Source organism: Rhizobium sp. P44RR-XXIV (assembly GCF_001999485.2).
In the GTDB taxonomy this organism is placed as follows: Bacteria; Pseudomonadota; Alphaproteobacteria; order Rhizobiales; family Rhizobiaceae; genus Rhizobium.
The window spans coordinates 109,884-125,617 of record NZ_MPVZ02000021.1 but is presented as its reverse complement, the minus strand read 5'-3'; the positions used below and the strand labels follow the sequence as shown (position 1 = coordinate 125,617).

At 56.2% G+C, this 15,734-nt stretch carries 20 protein-coding genes; 10 read left to right on the top strand and 10 right to left on the bottom strand.

The window, feature by feature from the left end:
* The first annotated feature begins 197 nt into the window (after window positions 1-197).
* Both BSK43_RS01785 and BSK43_RS01780 read left to right on the top strand, forming a co-directional pair.
* Window positions 198-776, top strand: coding sequence for a response regulator (locus tag BSK43_RS01785; RefSeq protein WP_136686653.1), 579 nt, complete (start codon window positions 198-200; stop codon window positions 774-776).
* Between the two features lie 183 nt (window positions 777-959).
* On the top strand, window positions 960-1,139 hold the full coding sequence (locus BSK43_RS01780) for a hypothetical protein (protein WP_077472893.1): 180 nt from the start codon (window positions 960-962) through the stop codon (window positions 1,137-1,139).
* Window positions 1,140-1,204: 65 nt separating this feature from the next.
* Here BSK43_RS01780 and BSK43_RS01775 read toward each other — a convergent pair whose 3' ends face one another.
* From BSK43_RS01775 to BSK43_RS01745, 7 genes are all read right to left on the bottom strand, one after another.
* Window positions 1,205-1,720: a fasciclin domain-containing protein gene (locus tag BSK43_RS01775; protein ID WP_244510093.1), complete on the bottom strand. Its 516-nt coding sequence runs from the start codon at window positions 1,718-1,720 to the stop codon at window positions 1,205-1,207.
* Between the two features lie 196 nt (window positions 1,721-1,916).
* Entirely contained in the window at window positions 1,917-2,570 is a 654-nt protein-coding gene (locus tag BSK43_RS01770) for a ChrR family anti-sigma-E factor (RefSeq protein WP_047636760.1), read from the bottom strand.
* Window positions 2,567-3,142: a sigma-70 family RNA polymerase sigma factor gene (locus BSK43_RS01765; RefSeq protein ID WP_077472894.1), complete on the bottom strand. Its 576-nt coding sequence runs from the start codon at window positions 3,140-3,142 to the stop codon at window positions 2,567-2,569. The genes BSK43_RS01770 and BSK43_RS01765 overlap by 4 nt, the downstream gene beginning before the upstream one ends.
* 214 nt (window positions 3,143-3,356) lie before the next feature.
* A complete protein-coding gene (locus tag BSK43_RS01760; protein WP_047636761.1) occupies window positions 3,357-3,776 on the bottom strand; it encodes a DUF2177 family protein in 420 nt (139 codons plus the stop codon).
* Window positions 3,777-3,803: 27 nt separating this feature from the next.
* A complete protein-coding gene (locus BSK43_RS01755) occupies window positions 3,804-4,232 on the bottom strand; it encodes a DUF2147 domain-containing protein (RefSeq protein WP_244510089.1) in 429 nt (142 codons plus the stop codon).
* A complete protein-coding gene (locus BSK43_RS01750; RefSeq protein ID WP_047636762.1) occupies window positions 4,201-5,436 on the bottom strand; it encodes a cyclopropane-fatty-acyl-phospholipid synthase family protein in 1,236 nt (411 codons plus the stop codon). The genes BSK43_RS01755 and BSK43_RS01750 overlap by 32 nt, the downstream gene beginning before the upstream one ends.
* Before the next feature lie 87 nt (window positions 5,437-5,523).
* On the bottom strand, window positions 5,524-6,912 hold the full coding sequence (locus tag BSK43_RS01745; RefSeq protein WP_047636764.1) for an NAD(P)/FAD-dependent oxidoreductase: 1,389 nt from the start codon (window positions 6,910-6,912) through the stop codon (window positions 5,524-5,526).
* A gap of 162 nt (window positions 6,913-7,074) precedes the next feature.
* Between BSK43_RS01745 and BSK43_RS01740 the strand changes: the two genes are divergently transcribed.
* The 4 genes from BSK43_RS01740 to BSK43_RS01725 are packed head-to-tail and all read left to right on the top strand — an operon-like array spanning window position 7,075 to window position 10,013.
* A complete protein-coding gene (locus BSK43_RS01740; protein ID WP_047636765.1) occupies window positions 7,075-7,887 on the top strand; it encodes a DUF1295 domain-containing protein in 813 nt (270 codons plus the stop codon).
* Window positions 7,884-8,912, top strand: a complete 1,029-nt coding sequence (locus BSK43_RS01735; RefSeq protein WP_047636767.1) for a cyclopropane-fatty-acyl-phospholipid synthase family protein — start codon at window positions 7,884-7,886, stop codon at window positions 8,910-8,912. Before BSK43_RS01740 ends, BSK43_RS01735 begins: the two co-directional genes overlap by 4 nt.
* Entirely contained in the window at window positions 8,909-9,433 is a 525-nt protein-coding gene (locus BSK43_RS01730; RefSeq protein ID WP_047636768.1) for a hypothetical protein, read from the top strand. Before BSK43_RS01735 ends, BSK43_RS01730 begins: the two co-directional genes overlap by 4 nt.
* 46 nt (window positions 9,434-9,479) lie before the next feature.
* Window positions 9,480-10,013 carry a lipocalin family protein gene (locus BSK43_RS01725; protein ID WP_120296843.1) on the top strand — a complete coding sequence of 178 codons (534 nt, stop codon included), beginning with the start codon at window positions 9,480-9,482 and terminating at the stop codon, window positions 10,011-10,013.
* A 252-nt stretch (window positions 10,014-10,265) separates the two neighbouring features.
* On the opposite strand, the gene BSK43_RS01720 is transcribed toward BSK43_RS01725, so the two are convergent.
* From BSK43_RS01720 to BSK43_RS01710, 3 genes are all read right to left on the bottom strand, one after another.
* Complete coding sequence (locus BSK43_RS01720; RefSeq protein ID WP_158008782.1) at window positions 10,266-10,673, bottom strand: DUF3429 domain-containing protein; 408 nt, start codon at window positions 10,671-10,673, stop codon at window positions 10,266-10,268.
* Window positions 10,674-10,695: 22 nt separating this feature from the next.
* On the bottom strand, window positions 10,696-11,685 hold the full coding sequence (locus BSK43_RS01715; RefSeq protein WP_047636772.1) for an FAD-dependent oxidoreductase: 990 nt from the start codon (window positions 11,683-11,685) through the stop codon (window positions 10,696-10,698).
* Between the two features lie 76 nt (window positions 11,686-11,761).
* Window positions 11,762-12,526 carry a Urease operon accessory protein gene (locus BSK43_RS01710; protein ID WP_343287081.1) on the bottom strand — a complete coding sequence of 255 codons (765 nt, stop codon included), beginning with the start codon at window positions 12,524-12,526 and terminating at the stop codon, window positions 11,762-11,764.
* Between BSK43_RS01710 and folE the strand changes: the two genes are divergently transcribed.
* From folE to BSK43_RS01690, 4 genes are read left to right on the top strand one after another with little or no spacing between them, the layout of a single operon-like run.
* Window positions 12,510-13,118: a GTP cyclohydrolase I FolE gene (folE, locus tag BSK43_RS01705; protein WP_047636791.1), complete on the top strand. Its 609-nt coding sequence runs from the start codon at window positions 12,510-12,512 to the stop codon at window positions 13,116-13,118. The two genes, BSK43_RS01710 and folE, sit on opposite strands and share 17 nt — an antisense overlap.
* Window positions 13,119-13,160: 42 nt before the next feature.
* Window positions 13,161-13,868 carry an SDR family NAD(P)-dependent oxidoreductase gene (locus tag BSK43_RS01700; RefSeq protein WP_120296845.1) on the top strand — a complete coding sequence of 236 codons (708 nt, stop codon included), beginning with the start codon at window positions 13,161-13,163 and terminating at the stop codon, window positions 13,866-13,868.
* Window positions 13,869-13,928: 60 nt separating this feature from the next.
* Entirely contained in the window at window positions 13,929-15,476 is a 1,548-nt protein-coding gene (locus BSK43_RS01695; protein ID WP_047636775.1) for a cryptochrome/photolyase family protein, read from the top strand.
* Window positions 15,457-15,663 carry a DUF2256 domain-containing protein gene (locus BSK43_RS01690; RefSeq protein ID WP_047636776.1) on the top strand — a complete coding sequence of 69 codons (207 nt, stop codon included), beginning with the start codon at window positions 15,457-15,459 and terminating at the stop codon, window positions 15,661-15,663. The genes BSK43_RS01695 and BSK43_RS01690 overlap by 20 nt, the downstream gene beginning before the upstream one ends.
* The last annotated feature ends 71 nt before the right edge of the window (window positions 15,664-15,734 follow it).

Sequence of the window (15,734 nt, the reverse complement as noted above, 5' to 3'; positions counted from 1 at the left end):
GCCACGTTCTTTCGCAGCCCCCCAAAAAGCCCTCGCATCCTGGCTTGACGAATAGCCTCACGAGCTGGTCGCAAGACAGCGCGAATGCCGATGAGGCCTCTCAAAACCTACTGTTTTGATCTGAACGAAAAAATCGTCGTACATCGTGAACGTATATCTGTCGGCTGCAGCCCCAAGGGCGTCCTTAGGAGGAGGCAATGGTAAGAACACCCGATCGGCCTATATTACATGTTGAAACTACGGAACTGACAAGTCTGAACGCACTCTTGGTAGACGACGACCACGTTTTCGCGCATCGACTTGGCAAGGCTCTACAAGAGCGTGGTTTGAATGTCGAAATCTGCACAACAATCGAGAGAGCGGGCGCCGTAATCAATCGCGGTTGCCTCGATATACTGATAACTGATCTGCGCATCGGCGACGACAGCGGTCTTGAACTCGTGAAGCTTTGCAAGGAAGTATCGCCCAACACCAAGTCGCTTGTGCTTACTGGATACGGCCACGTCCGCGCTGTTGTATCCGCGGTGAAACTTGGTGCGACCGAATTCTTAAGCAAACCCGCTGACGTGGATGAGATCTTGGAGGTGCTTGGAATTTACTCTCAACAGGGCGAAACCGAGACGCCATGCCTAAAGTCCGCAGAACAGGTCCGCTGGGAACACATCAACAGCGTGTTTGCTGAAACCGGGAATAACATTTCTATGACGGCGCGGCTTCTTAGACTGCATCGCCGGACTTTGCAGCGACTGCTTTCCCGCGGTCCGCCGAGGGGATGACGCTGACCCCATTAATCTCTTTCAGCTTTGATCCAGGGTTCGAGCATTCCGTAATAAGGTGGTTCCATTGCACAGCCCTACAGCGATGGAACCGGCTCCCTACCCCAGGAGCTGACGCGGATCGGCATCGGATCCGCGGGGGCGGCGGCCCCTCCGCCGGCCCTTCTTTGAAGGAGGTCATCGATGAGCTACGAAGACGGAATGAGCGTGTTTTACGATCCGGTCTCAAAGACCGTTATCGTGATTTTCCGTGGTAAAACCACCATATTGGAAGGGCCATTTGAAAGTGCCCGTAGTGGTGTTGCCGCCGGTGAACATCTATGCATCAAACTTGGATGGCGTTCGAACGCGCCCAATACCTAAACGAGTAAATAAGGTATTTAGATAGTGAAAAAGGCCGGGCCGATAACTCGGCCCGGCGCTTCCGATCACATCTTGGGAAGTAGAACCTTATCGACGACGTGGATCACGCCGTTCGACTGCTTGACGTCAGCGATCGTCACGGTCGCCGTCCCTCCCGCCTCGTCGGTGAGCGTAATCTTGCCCTTGTTGTCCTTGGCCTTCAAAACACAGCCGCCGACGGTCTTGATGTCATGTTCGCCGCCATCATCCTTGATCATCTTCGCGACGGTGCTGGCCATGGCATCAGCGGCGACCACGTGGCACGTCAGAATTTTGACGAGCTTGTCCTTGTTTTCAGGCTTGAGAAGCGTCTCGACGGTCCCTTTCGGAAGCGCATCAAAGGCTTCGTTGGTCGGAGCAAACACGGTAAACGGCCCCTTCCCTTCAAGCGTGGACACCAGGCCCGCAGCCTTGACGGCAGCGACGAGCGTCGTGTGATCCTTCGAATTAACAGCGTTTTCGACGATGTTCTTGTCTTCGAACATCGCCGCTCCACCGACCTTAGGGTTTGCGGCATACGCAGCCAAGCTGCCTGTCATCATGCTGGCCAACGCGACTGCCGAAACTACCAGAAACTTTTTCATGATCATCTCCTCTCAATGCCGGCCTCTTGGCTCGGTAGGGGATTCTACGAATGACGGCCGCTCCGGTTCAAAAAATCCAAGAAAGATCGTGCAAAATGATCTGTATTATAGGTTGTGGGCAGGCCTGCGATTGCTCGATCGATGATACTGACCGTTAAATTCCGAGGATTGGCTGTATCAACCGCAAAAACCTGCTCTTGAATCGTAGCGGCGCCTCGGTAACGGCAAGACAAATGCAGTCTTTGCCCGCATCAGCCTTTGGTTGATGCATCAAGCTGTCGTCTGCCATCTCGACATCACCTCGCGAAAATGTCGAAACCTCGTCGCTAAAGCTCCCGTCAAGCACCAGCGTTAATTCCACGCCCCGGTGAGAATGCTCCGGGACAGGCTGACCGGCAGGAATCTTGAGCAGTCGCACTGTTGTCGTTTCGTCGGCGGTCGGTATCATCATTTGGGCAGCGCCGCGCCCGAGCTGGCGCCACCTTAGACCGCCGGCTGCGTCGATGTAGGTCCTCAACGGTTCCGGGTATGTCTGATCAGAAACAAACCGTTTTTTGATTGGCACAACCTTGTCGATCTGGCCCGCATCGATCTTTGCCTTGAGGCTATCCCAGCTTTGCGAGAGGTCGGCTTCATCAACAGTTTCACTCTCGATAAAATAACCCCCAATGCTTTCGAAGATCGACAGCTTCGATCTACATGCCGGGCACAGAGCAAGATGGGTCGCCACAGCAACGCTCCAGCCTTCAGCCAGGGTACCGGCCGCATATTGCTGGAGCATGTCGTCGTCCAGATGATGTTCGATCATTTGGCTTCGTCCTGAAGCGCTGTACGCAGTTTCTCGCATGCAAGTCGTATCCTTGATTTCACCGTTCCAATTGGGAGGTTTAGTTTTTCTGCGATCGTCGAATGTGTGAGACCTTCGAAGAACGACATGCGCAGCACTTCCGCATATCTGCCCTTCAAAGTCGTCATCGCCCGCCTAAGCGCTGCAGCGCTTTGCTGTCGCTCGATCAACACGTCAGCAGCCTCGAACTCATCCGGGACGAACGCCGGATCGTTTGGATCGAAGTCAGGCTTTATCGCTCTTCGAACAGAGTCTATCATCTGATTTCTGGCGATCGTGAATATCCAGGTTGACGCCTGGGCCTTGGACGGATCGAAAAGCGCCGTCTTGTGCCAGACGCGCATCATAGTCTCCTGCGCCAGCTCCTCTGCCAGTATCCGGTTTCCTCTCGTCATCTTGATCATGTAAGAGCGTACGCGCGGATAGAAGTGCCTGTATAGGAGTTCGAACGCCACGATATCGCGTGACTCTGCCACAGCCGACATCAGCGCCCTAATCCGCTCGGCATCTAAGCTAAGGGTCTCTTCCTCCAACTTTCCGACCTTTCGCGCCCCGCCTGACGTCGACGGCCACACTTTCGCGTCAGCGCATGTGGGTCGAAGTACTCCGGTTCGAAGCGGCATCTGCATATTCATGGTGTAACCTACGCGTGAACTGGCTGCTGGATCAAAAAATGGCTATTAAATTTGCTTCGAAGTATCTGCTTGGACTTCGATCGCGCCTGCCCGCGTACGTAGAGTGCGGAGTTTAGAGGCGCGTCACAGCGCCAAAGATCCGCTGAGTGACCCAAAACCCGACGCCTGATGCTGCCGCCGATAAGACCGTTCCCCAGATAAGGTCGGCAACAGTCAAGACAGTTGACCAGTTCTTCAGGGTGGACTGGTTGGTCAGGTCATAGGTGGCATAAGCCATGAAGCCGACGGCAGCGCCGTAGATGACTGCTGTCGTCATCGATCCTGACGTCAAACCCGTCCTGACAGCGAGGAAGGTCAGCCCGGCGGCGTAGACGAGGTAGAATGCCACTGCCGGCGCCAGCCGGAACTGTGGCGCAAGCATGTCGCCCAACGTCGGTCGATAAAGACGGTCGGCCATGGTGCTCAGCCATACGAAATCGATTGCGACGAAGGCGATCAGCGTTGCGGTATATGCGGTCAGGTAAGTTTTCATACGGGGCTCCCAGATGGATTTCCAAGCTCAGTTTATGCGCGTCCAGTCCACGCCCTTGCAGATCAAACCAGCAATGACGCAGCCTTTCGTGGTCATTCTATCGCCGTCGACTTTAACGGTCAGCTTGTAGCTCAGGTCGCGTTGAGGATCGAAAGCGGTGCCGAAGTAGCTTCCCTCGCTGTCTTCCTTGATGGACATAACCAGTTTGTCGCCTTCCTTCTCCTTCGGCGTGCCAGGCCTTATCCAAGTGTTGACCGCGCATATATCGGCGCCGCAAGGCGCAATCCGCACACGCGCATTCCCGTCTCCGCGGGCCCAGTTGCCGTTTATATCGGAGGCTTCAGCAGGGAATGCCGCTCCAATGAGAATAACGGGAATTGCCCAGGCAAATGATTTCGTTCTGTTCCTGCCTTGGTGCGCCGTTTCAGGCATGCTCGATCGTATAAAGTCCGACATTGATAATCTCCTCCTCAAACCCTGCCTCGCAGTAACAAAGATAAAAGTGCCACATCCGCCTGAACGTCTCGTCGAAGCCGAGGTCCGCAATGGCCGGCCAATTCGCGTGGAACCGCGTGCGCCATTCGCGGAGGGTACGAGCATAGGATTTGCCGAAGTGCTCGACGTCGGTCAGCTTGAGCCCTGCCTCCGCGACAGCCCGTCGAAGCGCCGCATCGGACGGCAGAAATCCGCCCGGAAAGATGTACCTTTGAATGAAATCGGTGCTGCCGCGGTAGGCATCGAACCGGGCCTCTTCGATCGAGATGACCTGCAGCAAGGTTCGCCCGCCTGATGCCATGCACCGCTTGATCATCGCGAAGTAATCCGGCCAATAGGCTTCACCAACCGCTTCGAACATCTCGATGGAAACAATTCGATCAAACTGACCGTCAACATCCCGGTAGTCTCGCAGCCGCAATTCAACATGACTTGCTTTACCCGCCAACTCTACGGCGCGGTTCGCCCACTCGAGCTGCGAAGGCGACAGGGTTATACCCAGCACGTGAGCATTGGAGTGGTTCACGAGGTCGAGCGCCAGAGCGCCCCAGCCGCAGCCGACCTCAAGAACGCGTTGCCCGTCCGAGACGTCCAGCTTGTCGCGGATGATCTGGAGCCGATTTCGCTGCGCCGATTCTAGTGTCTGCGTGGAACTTTCGAATACGGCCGAGGAATAGAGCATCGAGCCATCAAGCCATTGCTCATAGAACTCGTTGCCGAGATCGTAATGCGCCTCGATATTGCGGCGGCTTCCGCGCCGGGTGTTGGCATTCAGGATATGACGCAGCCGGCCGGCCAGTCTTGCTACCGGGGTCCCGGAAAGAGCTGACGCCAGTAGATCCGCATTAATGGCCGCCAATCTTATAAGCGCCGTCAGATCCGGCGTGGTCCAGTCGCCCTCAATGTATCCTTCTGCCGCGCCAAGATCGCCCGAAACCACTAGCCTGCGAAGCGCGCGCCATCTGTCAATGATAATCGTCGCATCGGGTCCGTCCTCAGTCCCGGTCTTTATTACGGCCTTCCCGTTCGGCAGGACGACCGTAAGCTGGCCGTACCGGATGCCCCTCATCATGCGTCGAAATACAAGACCGCCAATACCGACCCTCGGCTCCTTAGCCTCACATGCAATCGGTAGGCTGGCCGCCGCTTCGTCAAATTGCGCCATGGGATACACCCTCGCCGCGATTTACGTTTGAACGGCAAGAGACCGAACAGCCCGAATGATTGGGACACGACCGCCGGCTTGTGATCCTCATGCGAGCACCTCCTGCTCAGCAGCCATTCGGTCGAGCGACCGCGTCGCTGGCATGCGAGCGATGCGCCCACTTTCATGGCTGACTTTCCATGGGCGTCGCACGCCTCCGAGATCTTCAGCGACGGCGAGCCCCGCCTGAATGCCATCCTCATGGAAACCGGAGCCGAAATGCGCGCCGCAAAACCATGTCTTGCGTGCGCCCTGAAGCGACCAGATTTCGCGCTGAGCTCTCTCCGTCGCGAGATCGAAAACCGGATGCTCGTAGGTCTCGGTGGTGATGATCGTCTCGGCGCGTGGTGGACGGTTCGGATTGAGCGTAACGAAGGTCGGCGGCGCGGCGCCCAGCGGCTGCAGCTTGTTCATCCAGTAGGTGATCGATGGCTTTGGCTGATCCTGCTGGTGCGAACCTCTCCCATCGGCGACGTAGTTCCAGCTTGACCAGGCTGCACGGCGCCTTGGCATGAAGGTGGTATCGCCATGGAGAATGGCCTCGTTCCGCGAGTAGCGAAAGCTTCCGAGGATCCTGCGCTCCTCTTCGCTGGGGTCGGCCAACATGCGAAGCGCCTGGTCCGAATGCGTCGCAACGACAACGTCATCGAACAGATATTGTTTGCCGAATACGTCGCGGACTTGGACGTGGTCGCTAAGACGGCGGATTTGCTGGACTGGTGTCGAGAGCCGTACGCGGTCAGCGAAACCTGCGGTCATCCGCGCTACGTATTCCCGACTGCCGCCCCTTACCGTGCGCCACGTTGGTCGATTCCAAAGAGCAAGAAGTCCGTGGTTGCAGCAGAATTTGACAAAGCTGGCGGCAGGGTAGGCGCCGACCTCCATGGCGGGCGTCGACCAGATGGCCGCCGCCATGGGATAAAGGTGGTCCTCGCGAAACGCGCGTCCGTACCCATTGCGAGAAAGATAGTCGTTGAGAGAAATGCCGCCCATCACTGGGAGATCCCGCGGCGCGCTGCGATAGAAGCGCAGGAGATCGCGTATCATCGACCAAAAGCGGGGACTGGCGACGTTTGACCATTGGGCGAACAGGCCAAGTCCTGTGCCACCGGAGTATTCAAATTGCCCCTCGTTGAGCGATACAGCGAATGACATATCGGAGGCTGCTGTTGAGACGTCCAGGGTGTCGAACAGCGCCGTGAGATTGGGATAGGTCACTTCGTTGTAGACGATGAAGCCGGTATCGACCGCAACCTCGCCGCTCTCGGCCGTAAACTTCACTGTATTGCTGTGCCCACCAATCCGATCCGCAGCCTCGAATATGGTCACGTCATGATGTTTTGCCAAAAGCCAGGCGGCGGAAAGACCTGAAATGCCGCTGCCGATAATCCCAACCTTGAGACGGCGCGAACCGTTGCCGCGATCTCCAAATGCCATAAATATCCTCTCTCTACAAATTGAAGAATTGCCAGTCTTTACGGACGTGCTTCGCAGCGGTTCTCTCACGCGCAGATTTTTTCGCATTTTTTGATTGCGGTCCGCAAACCGAGTTGCCGCAACCGGCGTAGAGGCGCTCGGAAGCAAATCGTTCTCGGGAATATGATGGACATCAATCCTCTAGTGATCATCGCGATTGGGCTCTCTGTGGCGATGGCTGGCGCGTGGGTGATACAGCGCACGACCGGCCTCAGCGGCTGGATTGACACGATTTGGTCTCTGGCTGTGGGGGCCGGCGGCATCGCGGCGGCAATCTTCGCCGATGGTAATACCAGTCGTCGCATAATGGTGCTGATGTTCGTGGCACTCTGGTCGCTCAGGCTCGCCAGCCATATTGGCGCGCGCACCAGAGGTGCGAAAGAGGACCCCCGCTACGCGAAATTTATCGAGGAGTGGGGCGATAGCGCGCCATGGCGGCTCTTCGTGTTCTTGCAAGTGCAGGCGATTGCCGCTTTCGTTCTTGTCTTGGCCGTCTATCTGGCAGCAGCCAATGGCGAAAATCTCCTTCGCACTCTGGATTTCATTGCCATCGGGGTTGGCTTTATTGCCTTGGGGGGCGAGGCGGCTTCGGATGCCCAATTGGCTCGCTTTAGGAAGTCCCCCGGCGCCAGAACAGGCGTTTGCGAGCTGGGTCTATGGCGCTACTCCCGCCATCCAAATTATTTCTTCGAATGGCTGTTCTGGTGCTGCCTTCCCCTCTTTGCGCTATCTGGGTCGATATGGAGCTGGTTATCGCTGTTGGCTCCGGCCATGATGTATTGGCTGCTTGTTCACGTCTCCGGTATTCCGCCCCTTGAAGATTATATGCTGCGAACGCGCGGCGCTAGGTTTCGTGCCCAACAGCAGCGCGTCAACGCCTTCTTCCCCGGCCCGCGCCGCAAACCCTCGTCCATTCCCCGCGGAGACGCTCCATGAACATGCTGGCTTTTGCCATCAACACCGCTGAACGCACCCCCATACCAGACGGGATATCCCTCGCAGCGATAGATTTACTTTGCAGCAGGATGAAACGACGGCTTTTGTCGACAACCAATGAGGCTGAACAGGCTTTCGTGGATGAGATGGATCGCTTTCCCGTCGCCACTCATACGGTAGAAGCCAACCGTCAGCATTACGAGGTACCGGCAGAGTTTTTCGCGCAAGTCCTCGGTCCGCAGCGGAAGTATTCCTGTTGTCTTTATCCCGACGCCACGACCTCACTTGCCGAAGCGGAGGCGCTCGCGCTCGCGGAGACCGTTAAACATGCTGAAATCGAAGATGGCATGGAAATCCTTGAGCTTGGTTGCGGCTGGGGTTCGCTTTCGCTCCACCTTGCACTGAAATTTCCGAAGGCTCGTATTCTCTCAGTATCCAATTCGGCGTCGCAGCGCTCGCATATTCTCAGCGTCGCAAACATGCATGGCATCAGCAATCTCGACGTTATCACTGCCGATATGAACGAGTTTGAGACCGACGAGCGGTTCGATCGCGTGGTTTCAGTGGAGATGTTCGAGCATATGTCGAACTGGAACGCCCTACTCCATCGTATTCGCGGCTGGACCAAGCCGGACGGCAAGCTCTTCCTCCACGTCTTCACTCACAAGAACAGATCCTACCGCTTCGACCGCGGCGATCCTGCAGACTGGATTGCACAGCATTTCTTCACAGGCGGAATCATGCCGGCTCATGATCTGCCACATAGGTTCGGCTATCTCTTCCGGGTAGAAGCGGAATGGCGTTGGTCTGGCATGCATTATCGCAGGACCGCGCTCGACTGGCTCGCCAATTTCGATCGGAATGTCGAGAAAATCCGCCCGATTTTAAACGAGGTGTACGGAGCTGACGCTGCCCTGTGGCAGCGCCGTTGGCGGCTGTTTTTTCTTTCCACCGCGGGGCTGTTCGGTCACGATAGCGGCGACGTCTGGGGTGTCGGACACTATTTGATGGCGCCGACCAGATGAACGCTATCGACCAACGCCTAGATCCCCTGACACAGGCGACGGTCACGATCGCCTGGGTGATCATTGCAAACAAACCCTTCTATCCGCTCTATGTCTGGTATCTCGTTGGCAATGGTGTGTCTGCGTCACTTTGGACCTTGGCAGCCGCCCCGCTCATGCTGGTGATCCCTGTTCTTGCGACGCGTTCGCCGCTAGCTGCTAGAATCGCGCTACCTCTAATTGGAACACTGGATACATGGTTCGAGACGAAGCTGTTCGGCCAGAACTCCGGCACAGAATTGTTTTTTGGGGCCTGCATCATGCTGGCGGCGATTTCATTTCATCCCGATGAGAAATGGTGGCAGCGAGGCATAGCTGCCTTCGTTTTCGCCGTTTTTGTCGCTTCGCGATCGCTCACTGGTGCGCCGTTGCACGTATGGAGCGACGGCGATTTGTCTACGTTATTCAGTCTCAATTCGTTCGCAGTCGCGAGCCTGATGACCTTCATTGGGCTACGATACGCGGGGATTTGGCGCCGATAAGCGACATCAGGAACTCAACTACAAATTAACGATCCAGGAGATCTCGATGAAAAATCATATCCATAGCATACGGCCGCTACTTCTCGCTCTCGCCGTCGTTGCGTCGGCAACGTGCCTCGCAAGGGCCGAACCCGATGTCGTGAAGGTCGAACCAGACCATTACCGCGGCACATGGCTGGAAATCGCCCGAAGACCGATGTATCTGACCGACGGCTGTGTTGCTGGCTATTCGACATATCGTCAGGGACCGTCGCGTAGCGAGATCCTCGTCGAGGATGGTTGCAGGGTTGATACGCCAAAAGGCCGCTTGAAGACCGTCAAAGGTATCGGCACCGTCACTGATTTTGAAACGACCAACGCCAAAATGCGCGTCCGTTATCCCTGGTTCATCACATTCAATTACTGGGTGTTGTACAAGTCCCCGGATAAATCCTGGTTCATCAGCGCCAACCCCTCGATGACCGACCTCTGGATCTACGCGCGATCCGTACCTTCGAAGAGCAAACTTCAACGCATGGTCCAAAAGGCGAGCGAGTTGGGTTACGACGTGCGTCAGCTAGAGTTCCCCGCGCAGCGATAGTTTCTGACTAACAAACCTGTGAGTTTGGGAAGGTCCAGAGAGCGCAACAACTTGTGATATGATCCGTCCACAGCTTGCATCTCTATCAATGCAGCCTTTCTTTGGCTCATCTGATGAGCTGCAAGACAGATCTTCAAAGCTGGTGCTAAATATGCCCCGCTAACGGCGCGATGTTGCGTGTCTTCGAATATAACAATGCGGAGTCTGACTGCCTCGGGCAACCCATCCAGCCTCAATCGAGTTTCGCTCCGCTTATAGGACCGAAACAAGCGTCATCAAGCAGTAAGCGATAACAACAGCTAACGTCACCCTTTCGCGAACCTTCAGGTACCACCGCAGGTCACTGTTTGCGGCGATCGTCTGGGCGTCAACGACGAGGAGAACACCAAACAAAATCATCTGAGCTATAAGGCCGAGTGTGATGGAACCGGTGAGAAGCGTCGCAAATGCGACCAATGCCAAAACGTTGCTGGACAGGGAAATAAAGATTTTCCCCCGAACGTTGAGTGCGCTACGCCAAAGCGTTCCCGCCATGAACGAGGCGATAATTGCTCCATAAGCGATGAATGCACTCTGCGCTTCGAACTGCGGCGCGAAAATTGAAACGAGTATCAGCAGCCAAAACGGCATCGTTCCCAAATACGTCAAGACGATCGCCAAGCGACGGTGCCTTTTGCCCATCCTACTGACCCACTATGCCGTTAAGGGCATCCGCCAGCGCCAACCCGCTAACGTACGCCGCCTCGACGCGCCCGGCGATGCACCAATCGCCGCAGGCCGCGAGCTGGGTATCCCGGTCCAACAGGAACGACTGGCGAGCGGGATTGTGAACGTCCGCGTAACGCCACCTATGAAGAACCGCACTTTCAGCTTCCGATGCTTCAATCGGGATGTGGCGCTTAGAAGCCTCAATCATTTGTTTGCGAACCGCATCAAAAGGCACGTCGACGTTGGCATCGGCCCAGACGCCATTGGAATTAACAACAAGAGAAGCGGGCTTTGTACGGGCCGGTTTTGAGTCGTTATAGGCTATCCATCCGATAACTGGATCCGACACATGAGCGGCGGCGAAGGGCTCTCGAACGCGAGAATTTCGCTTAATCATCAGCGTGAAACATGCGTGCATGCCAACCTCGCGTAAGGTTTCATGGTGGGAAAAGCTGGCGGGCAAGAGCACCGCACTTTGTGGCGCTGGCGCAGTCGCAACGATCCAGTCGAACGGCCCCTCCACAAGTTCGCCGGAGTGTATAAGCCACCGACCGGGCTCTCCGCCGATCTCTGCCACCCGGCTGGCAAGACGGATGTCGAGGCCCTCGGCCATCGCTTTCGGCAACGCGGTCATAGAAGGAACGGCAACATACCTCGTCATGCTTGGAACCACGTGTCGCGCCGGACCACCTACGCTCAACGATACCACATCGCCCGTCCACGGCTTGACCAAACCCACGCCGCAAGCCTGATCCATCTCCTTACGAAAATCCTGATCTCGTACCGTGAAATATTGTGCCCCGTGATCGAACGAGACCCCGTCAATTCTGCGTGTCGCCATCCGACCGCCGAAGCCTCTGCCTTTTTCGAAAACGATCACGTCTGCGATTGTCTGCAGTGACCTGGCAACAGTCAGTCCCGCGATACCCGCCCCTATAACCCCAACTCGCGGCCGTTCCGCCATTCGATTCACTCCTCCCATTTCTGCTGCTGCCCCTAGTCATTGTATCTGCTGACCGTTGCTCCGCAAACGTCCGGCTTCACAGCCTCCGCAATTGCTCTTGCGCGATCAGCCGATCGACGAAGCCGCGCTCGGCGTCGAACGGATGCCCATCCCATCCCTGATGCGAGAACCCAGCGAGTAAAACCTGATCGCCAGGCGCTGCAACCTCTCCAATCACATAGGCGATCGTGATTAACCCAGAGCTCGGCACAACGTAGGCGCCCGGCATGAGCCCTCGCAGCTCCAAATCCAAGAGATCATGATATCGGCGAGGAATCACCGCAAAGCTTTTGCCGGTGTTGGTGGCAAAGCTTGCAAAGCTTTCCGTATAATCGTCACAGAAGTCGCCGAGCTCGGGATACTGTATCGCGAGCGCCGGTTTGATTTCGGCAAACTTCGATGCCTCGCGAACGCACCAGATCTCGGCAGCACTCATTACGGCTGGGCTGTTGCGCCATGTGGCTTCACCGATCATCGCTGCAGCGGGACGACCTGTGTTGCAGACCGAGACGATATCGGTTCGAAGGCCGCCCTCGCCGACCGAGCGGCAGCCATTGAAGCGAACGACAAGATCACTGTTATCGATTGCCCGCGCTTGCCCTCGCGAAAATGAGCCGTTTCCAACGATCACGATCCTTCGCGCCATATCTCTGCTCCACGCTAACATCGTGCTTACGACGTCATGGCGAAACAGATCAAAATTGGAACCTAATCTGCCCGGAAATTTGATCCGACCGATGGGTAGCGTCGTAGCAACGCTGTTGTGGAAACAAAGGACATTTCTGATGGACGCAATCGTCAACGATACCGAGTTTCTAGCGGCCGCGGACACACCTACCCAGGAAGAAGCGGAGGCCGCCGTGCGGACGTTGATCCGCTGGGCTGGGGACGATCCGACCCGAGAGGGCCTCCTCGACACCCCGAAGCGCGTCGCCAAAGCGTATCGGGAACTTTTCGCCGGCTATGACGCAGCGCCCGAAGACGTCCTGGCAAGAACGTTCTCAGATGTCGCCGGTTACAGCGACATGGTAATCGTCAAGGATATCGCATTTCACTCGCATTGTGAGCATCATATGGTGCCGTTCCATGGTGTTGCCCACATCGCCTATTTCCCGGAAGACGGCGTGCTGGGACTTTCCAAAATGGCGAGGCTGGTCGACCTTTTTGCTCGACGGTTGCAGACGCAGGAAACAATGACGTCGCAGATCGCGAAAGCTCTCGACGAGAGCCTGCGACCAAAAGGCGTGGCCGTCATGATTGAAGCAGAGCATATGTGCATGGCGATGCGCGGCATTCAAAAGCAGGGTGCCAAAACGATAACGACGACATTCATGGGCCAATTTGAAGGCTCTGCACAGGATCAGTCGCGCTTCATGATGCTGGCTCGCGGCTGATTGTCCGAGCTGGATCCATCCGATCTGCAGGGAGTACGTTAAATGGCGGGTAAGCTGCTGACATCGTTAGACCCCGGATACTCGGCCCTGGTGATCGGGGCCAGTGGCGGCATCGGCCATGCGATCGCCGATTGCTTGGAAGCCGATCCCAATTGTTCAAACACGGTTCAGCTTTCGCGCCGTGATGATCAGCTTGACATCACTGACGAGGAATCCGTCCGTCGTGCAGCCGATTGCTTTCAAGCAATGTCGTTCGACTTCATTGTCTGCGCGACGGGTGCTCTCACCATAGACGGTGTCGGGCCGGAGAAGTCGATCCGCCAAATCTCACAAAACGCGATGATGAACCAGTTCGCCGTCAATGCCATTGGACCGGCATTGCTACTAAAGTATTTCGTTCCATTGCTCGACAGAAAGAAGCGGGTGATCTTCGCTTTCCTTTCGGCGCGCGTTGGATCGATCGGCGACAATCAGCTCGGCGGCTGGATCTCGTATCGATCCTCCAAGGCTGCGCTTAACCAGATCGTCCATACGGCCGCGATCGAAGTGTCCAGGGCAAATCCCGCATCGGTGGTCGTCGCCATACATCCAGGTAGTGTTGCCACCTCCCTGTCGGATCCATTTTCCTCAAACCACGAAAGGTCGAAGCCGGACGACGCCGCGCGATCAGTCCTGCAAGTGCTCGACGGGCTCCAGCCGGCGAATACTGGCGGGTTCTTCGCCTATGACGGAAGCTCAATCGTTTGGTAGCGCGCTTCACAGTTGCTTTGGTGATGACCAGGATCTGATGGGACTTTGCAGGAGGCTTCGTTGAAACGTGTTCGCAACCTGATCTTCGTGCTCGGCGACCAGCTATCGCTCTCACTGTCTAGTCTCGATGGCGCTGACCCGAACCACGACGTCATCGTGATGTGCGAAGTCTTGGAAGAAGCGTCATACGTTCATCATCATAAACTGAAGATCGCGCTGATCTTCTCCGCGATGCGCCACTTCGCGGCAGAACTCCGCGATCGAGGTTTCGATGTCCGCTACACCAAGCTCGACGACCCTGAGAATTCCGGTTCATTCACCGGCGAGGTCATGCGAGCTGCTAAGATTATGCTGCCTGAACGGATCATAGCCACCGAGGCCGCCGAGTGGCGGGTTCTCGAGGCGATGGGAAAATGGCAGGGATTGCTCGGTGTTCCGGTCGAAATGCGAGCAGATGGCCGCTTCCTCTGTTCGAAGGCCGATTTCCAGGATTGGGCACGTGACCGGCGGTCCCTGACCATGGAATATTTCTACAGGGACATGCGCCGCCGGACCGGACTTCTTATGAACGGGAACGACCCAGAGGGCGGACGATGGAATTTCGACGCCGAAAACCGCAAGCCCGCGAGACCCGAGCTTCTTCGGCTTCGGCATCCAGCCTTCGCCCCAGATAATACGACCACAGAGGTGCTTGAGCTCGTTGCGAGAACTTTTCCGAAAAACATGGGCTCGACCGCAAATTTTTCATTTGCAGTAACGCGCGCCGATGCCGAAGAGGCGGCGCAGGCGTTCGTTAAAGATTTTTTGCCGAATTTTGGTGAAACACAGGATGCGATGTTGAGCGGCGATCCCTTTCTCAATCACGCGCTCTTATCGTTCTACATCAATATCGGTCTGCTCGATCCTCTGACACTTTGCCGTCAGGCGGAGCAAGCCTATATCGAGGGCGACGCCCCACTCAACGCCGTGGAAGGTTTTATTCGGCAGATCATCGGCTGGCGCGAGTTTATCCGCGGTATCTACTGGTCGAAGATGCCCGGTTACGAAAAGAGCAACGTTTTCGGGGCTGAGCGACCGCTCCCAGACTTCTTCTGGACCGGCGACACCGACATGGCCTGTGTTTCGGATGTGATCAAAAAGACTATTACCAATGCTTACGCCCATCATATCCAGCGCCTGATGGTGGTCGGAAACTTTTCGATGCTCGCGGGGCTCAACCCCTATGAGGTGCATGAATGGTATCTCTCCGTTTATGCGGACGCCTTCGAATGGGTCGAGTTACCCAACGTCATCGGCATGAGCCAGTACGCCGATGGTGGCTTCATGGCATCCAAGCCATATGCGGCCAGTGGTGCATACATTTCCCGGATGTCTGATTACTGCGACGGCTGCCGATACAAGGTCTCCCAAAAAACCGGCGATGACGCCTGTCCTTTCAACGCGCTTTATTGGGACTTCATGGATCGTAACGCAGCGGCGCTGTCAAAGAACCATCGTCTCGCGCAGGTCTTTTCCACCTGGCGGCGGATGGATGACGACAAAAAGCACGATTACCGCCGAAGCGCAGCAGCGTTTTTGGAAAAGCTCGGTGATCGACAGCGCGTTTGATCCCTCCGAGAAACCCACCAAGGAGCGCTTCGACGTGCCGAAGATGGTCAAGAAATCCGATCTGCCGATGAAAATCTGTCTCGCCTGCGGGTTGCCTTTCGCTTGGCGACGAAAGTGGGCAAAAAACTGGGGCGATGTAAAGTTCTGTTCGGATCGCTGCCGGCGTTCGAAAGCAGCCAAAATTTGATCAGTTTGTCTTCCTGTACCGGGGTAAGCGAGTGTTCGCGGCAAATCACCTGAGATTTGAACCGTGCCCCG

Coding starts and splice junctions, on each gene's coding strand:
- BSK43_RS01725 (WP_120296843.1), top strand. CDS start 9,480: ATGAAAAATCATATCCATAGCATACGGCCGCTACTTCTCGCTCTCGCC.
- BSK43_RS01775 (WP_244510093.1), bottom strand. CDS start 1,720: ATGATGACAGGCAGCTTGGCTGCGTATGCCGCAAACCCTAAGGTCGGT.
- BSK43_RS01785 (WP_136686653.1), top strand. CDS start 198: ATGGTAAGAACACCCGATCGGCCTATATTACATGTTGAAACTACGGAA.
- BSK43_RS01770 (WP_047636760.1), bottom strand. CDS start 2,570: ATGATCGAACATCATCTGGACGACGACATGCTCCAGCAATATGCGGCC.
- BSK43_RS01700 (WP_120296845.1), top strand. CDS start 13,161: ATGGCGGGTAAGCTGCTGACATCGTTAGACCCCGGATACTCGGCCCTG.
- BSK43_RS01755 (WP_244510089.1), bottom strand. CDS start 4,232: ATGTCGGACTTTATACGATCGAGCATGCCTGAAACGGCGCACCAAGGC.
- BSK43_RS01760 (WP_047636761.1), bottom strand. CDS start 3,776: ATGAAAACTTACCTGACCGCATATACCGCAACGCTGATCGCCTTCGTC.
- BSK43_RS01780 (WP_077472893.1), top strand. CDS start 960: ATGAGCTACGAAGACGGAATGAGCGTGTTTTACGATCCGGTCTCAAAG.
- BSK43_RS01745 (WP_047636764.1), bottom strand. CDS start 6,912: ATGGCATTTGGAGATCGCGGCAACGGTTCGCGCCGTCTCAAGGTTGGG.
- BSK43_RS01740 (WP_047636765.1), top strand. CDS start 7,075: ATGATGGACATCAATCCTCTAGTGATCATCGCGATTGGGCTCTCTGTG.
- BSK43_RS01715 (WP_047636772.1), bottom strand. CDS start 11,685: ATGGCGGAACGGCCGCGAGTTGGGGTTATAGGGGCGGGTATCGCGGGA.
- BSK43_RS01730 (WP_047636768.1), top strand. CDS start 8,909: ATGAACGCTATCGACCAACGCCTAGATCCCCTGACACAGGCGACGGTC.
- folE (WP_047636791.1), top strand. CDS start 12,510: ATGGACGCAATCGTCAACGATACCGAGTTTCTAGCGGCCGCGGACACA.
- BSK43_RS01750 (WP_047636762.1), bottom strand. CDS start 5,436: ATGGCGCAATTTGACGAAGCGGCGGCCAGCCTACCGATTGCATGTGAG.
- BSK43_RS01735 (WP_047636767.1), top strand. CDS start 7,884: ATGAACATGCTGGCTTTTGCCATCAACACCGCTGAACGCACCCCCATA.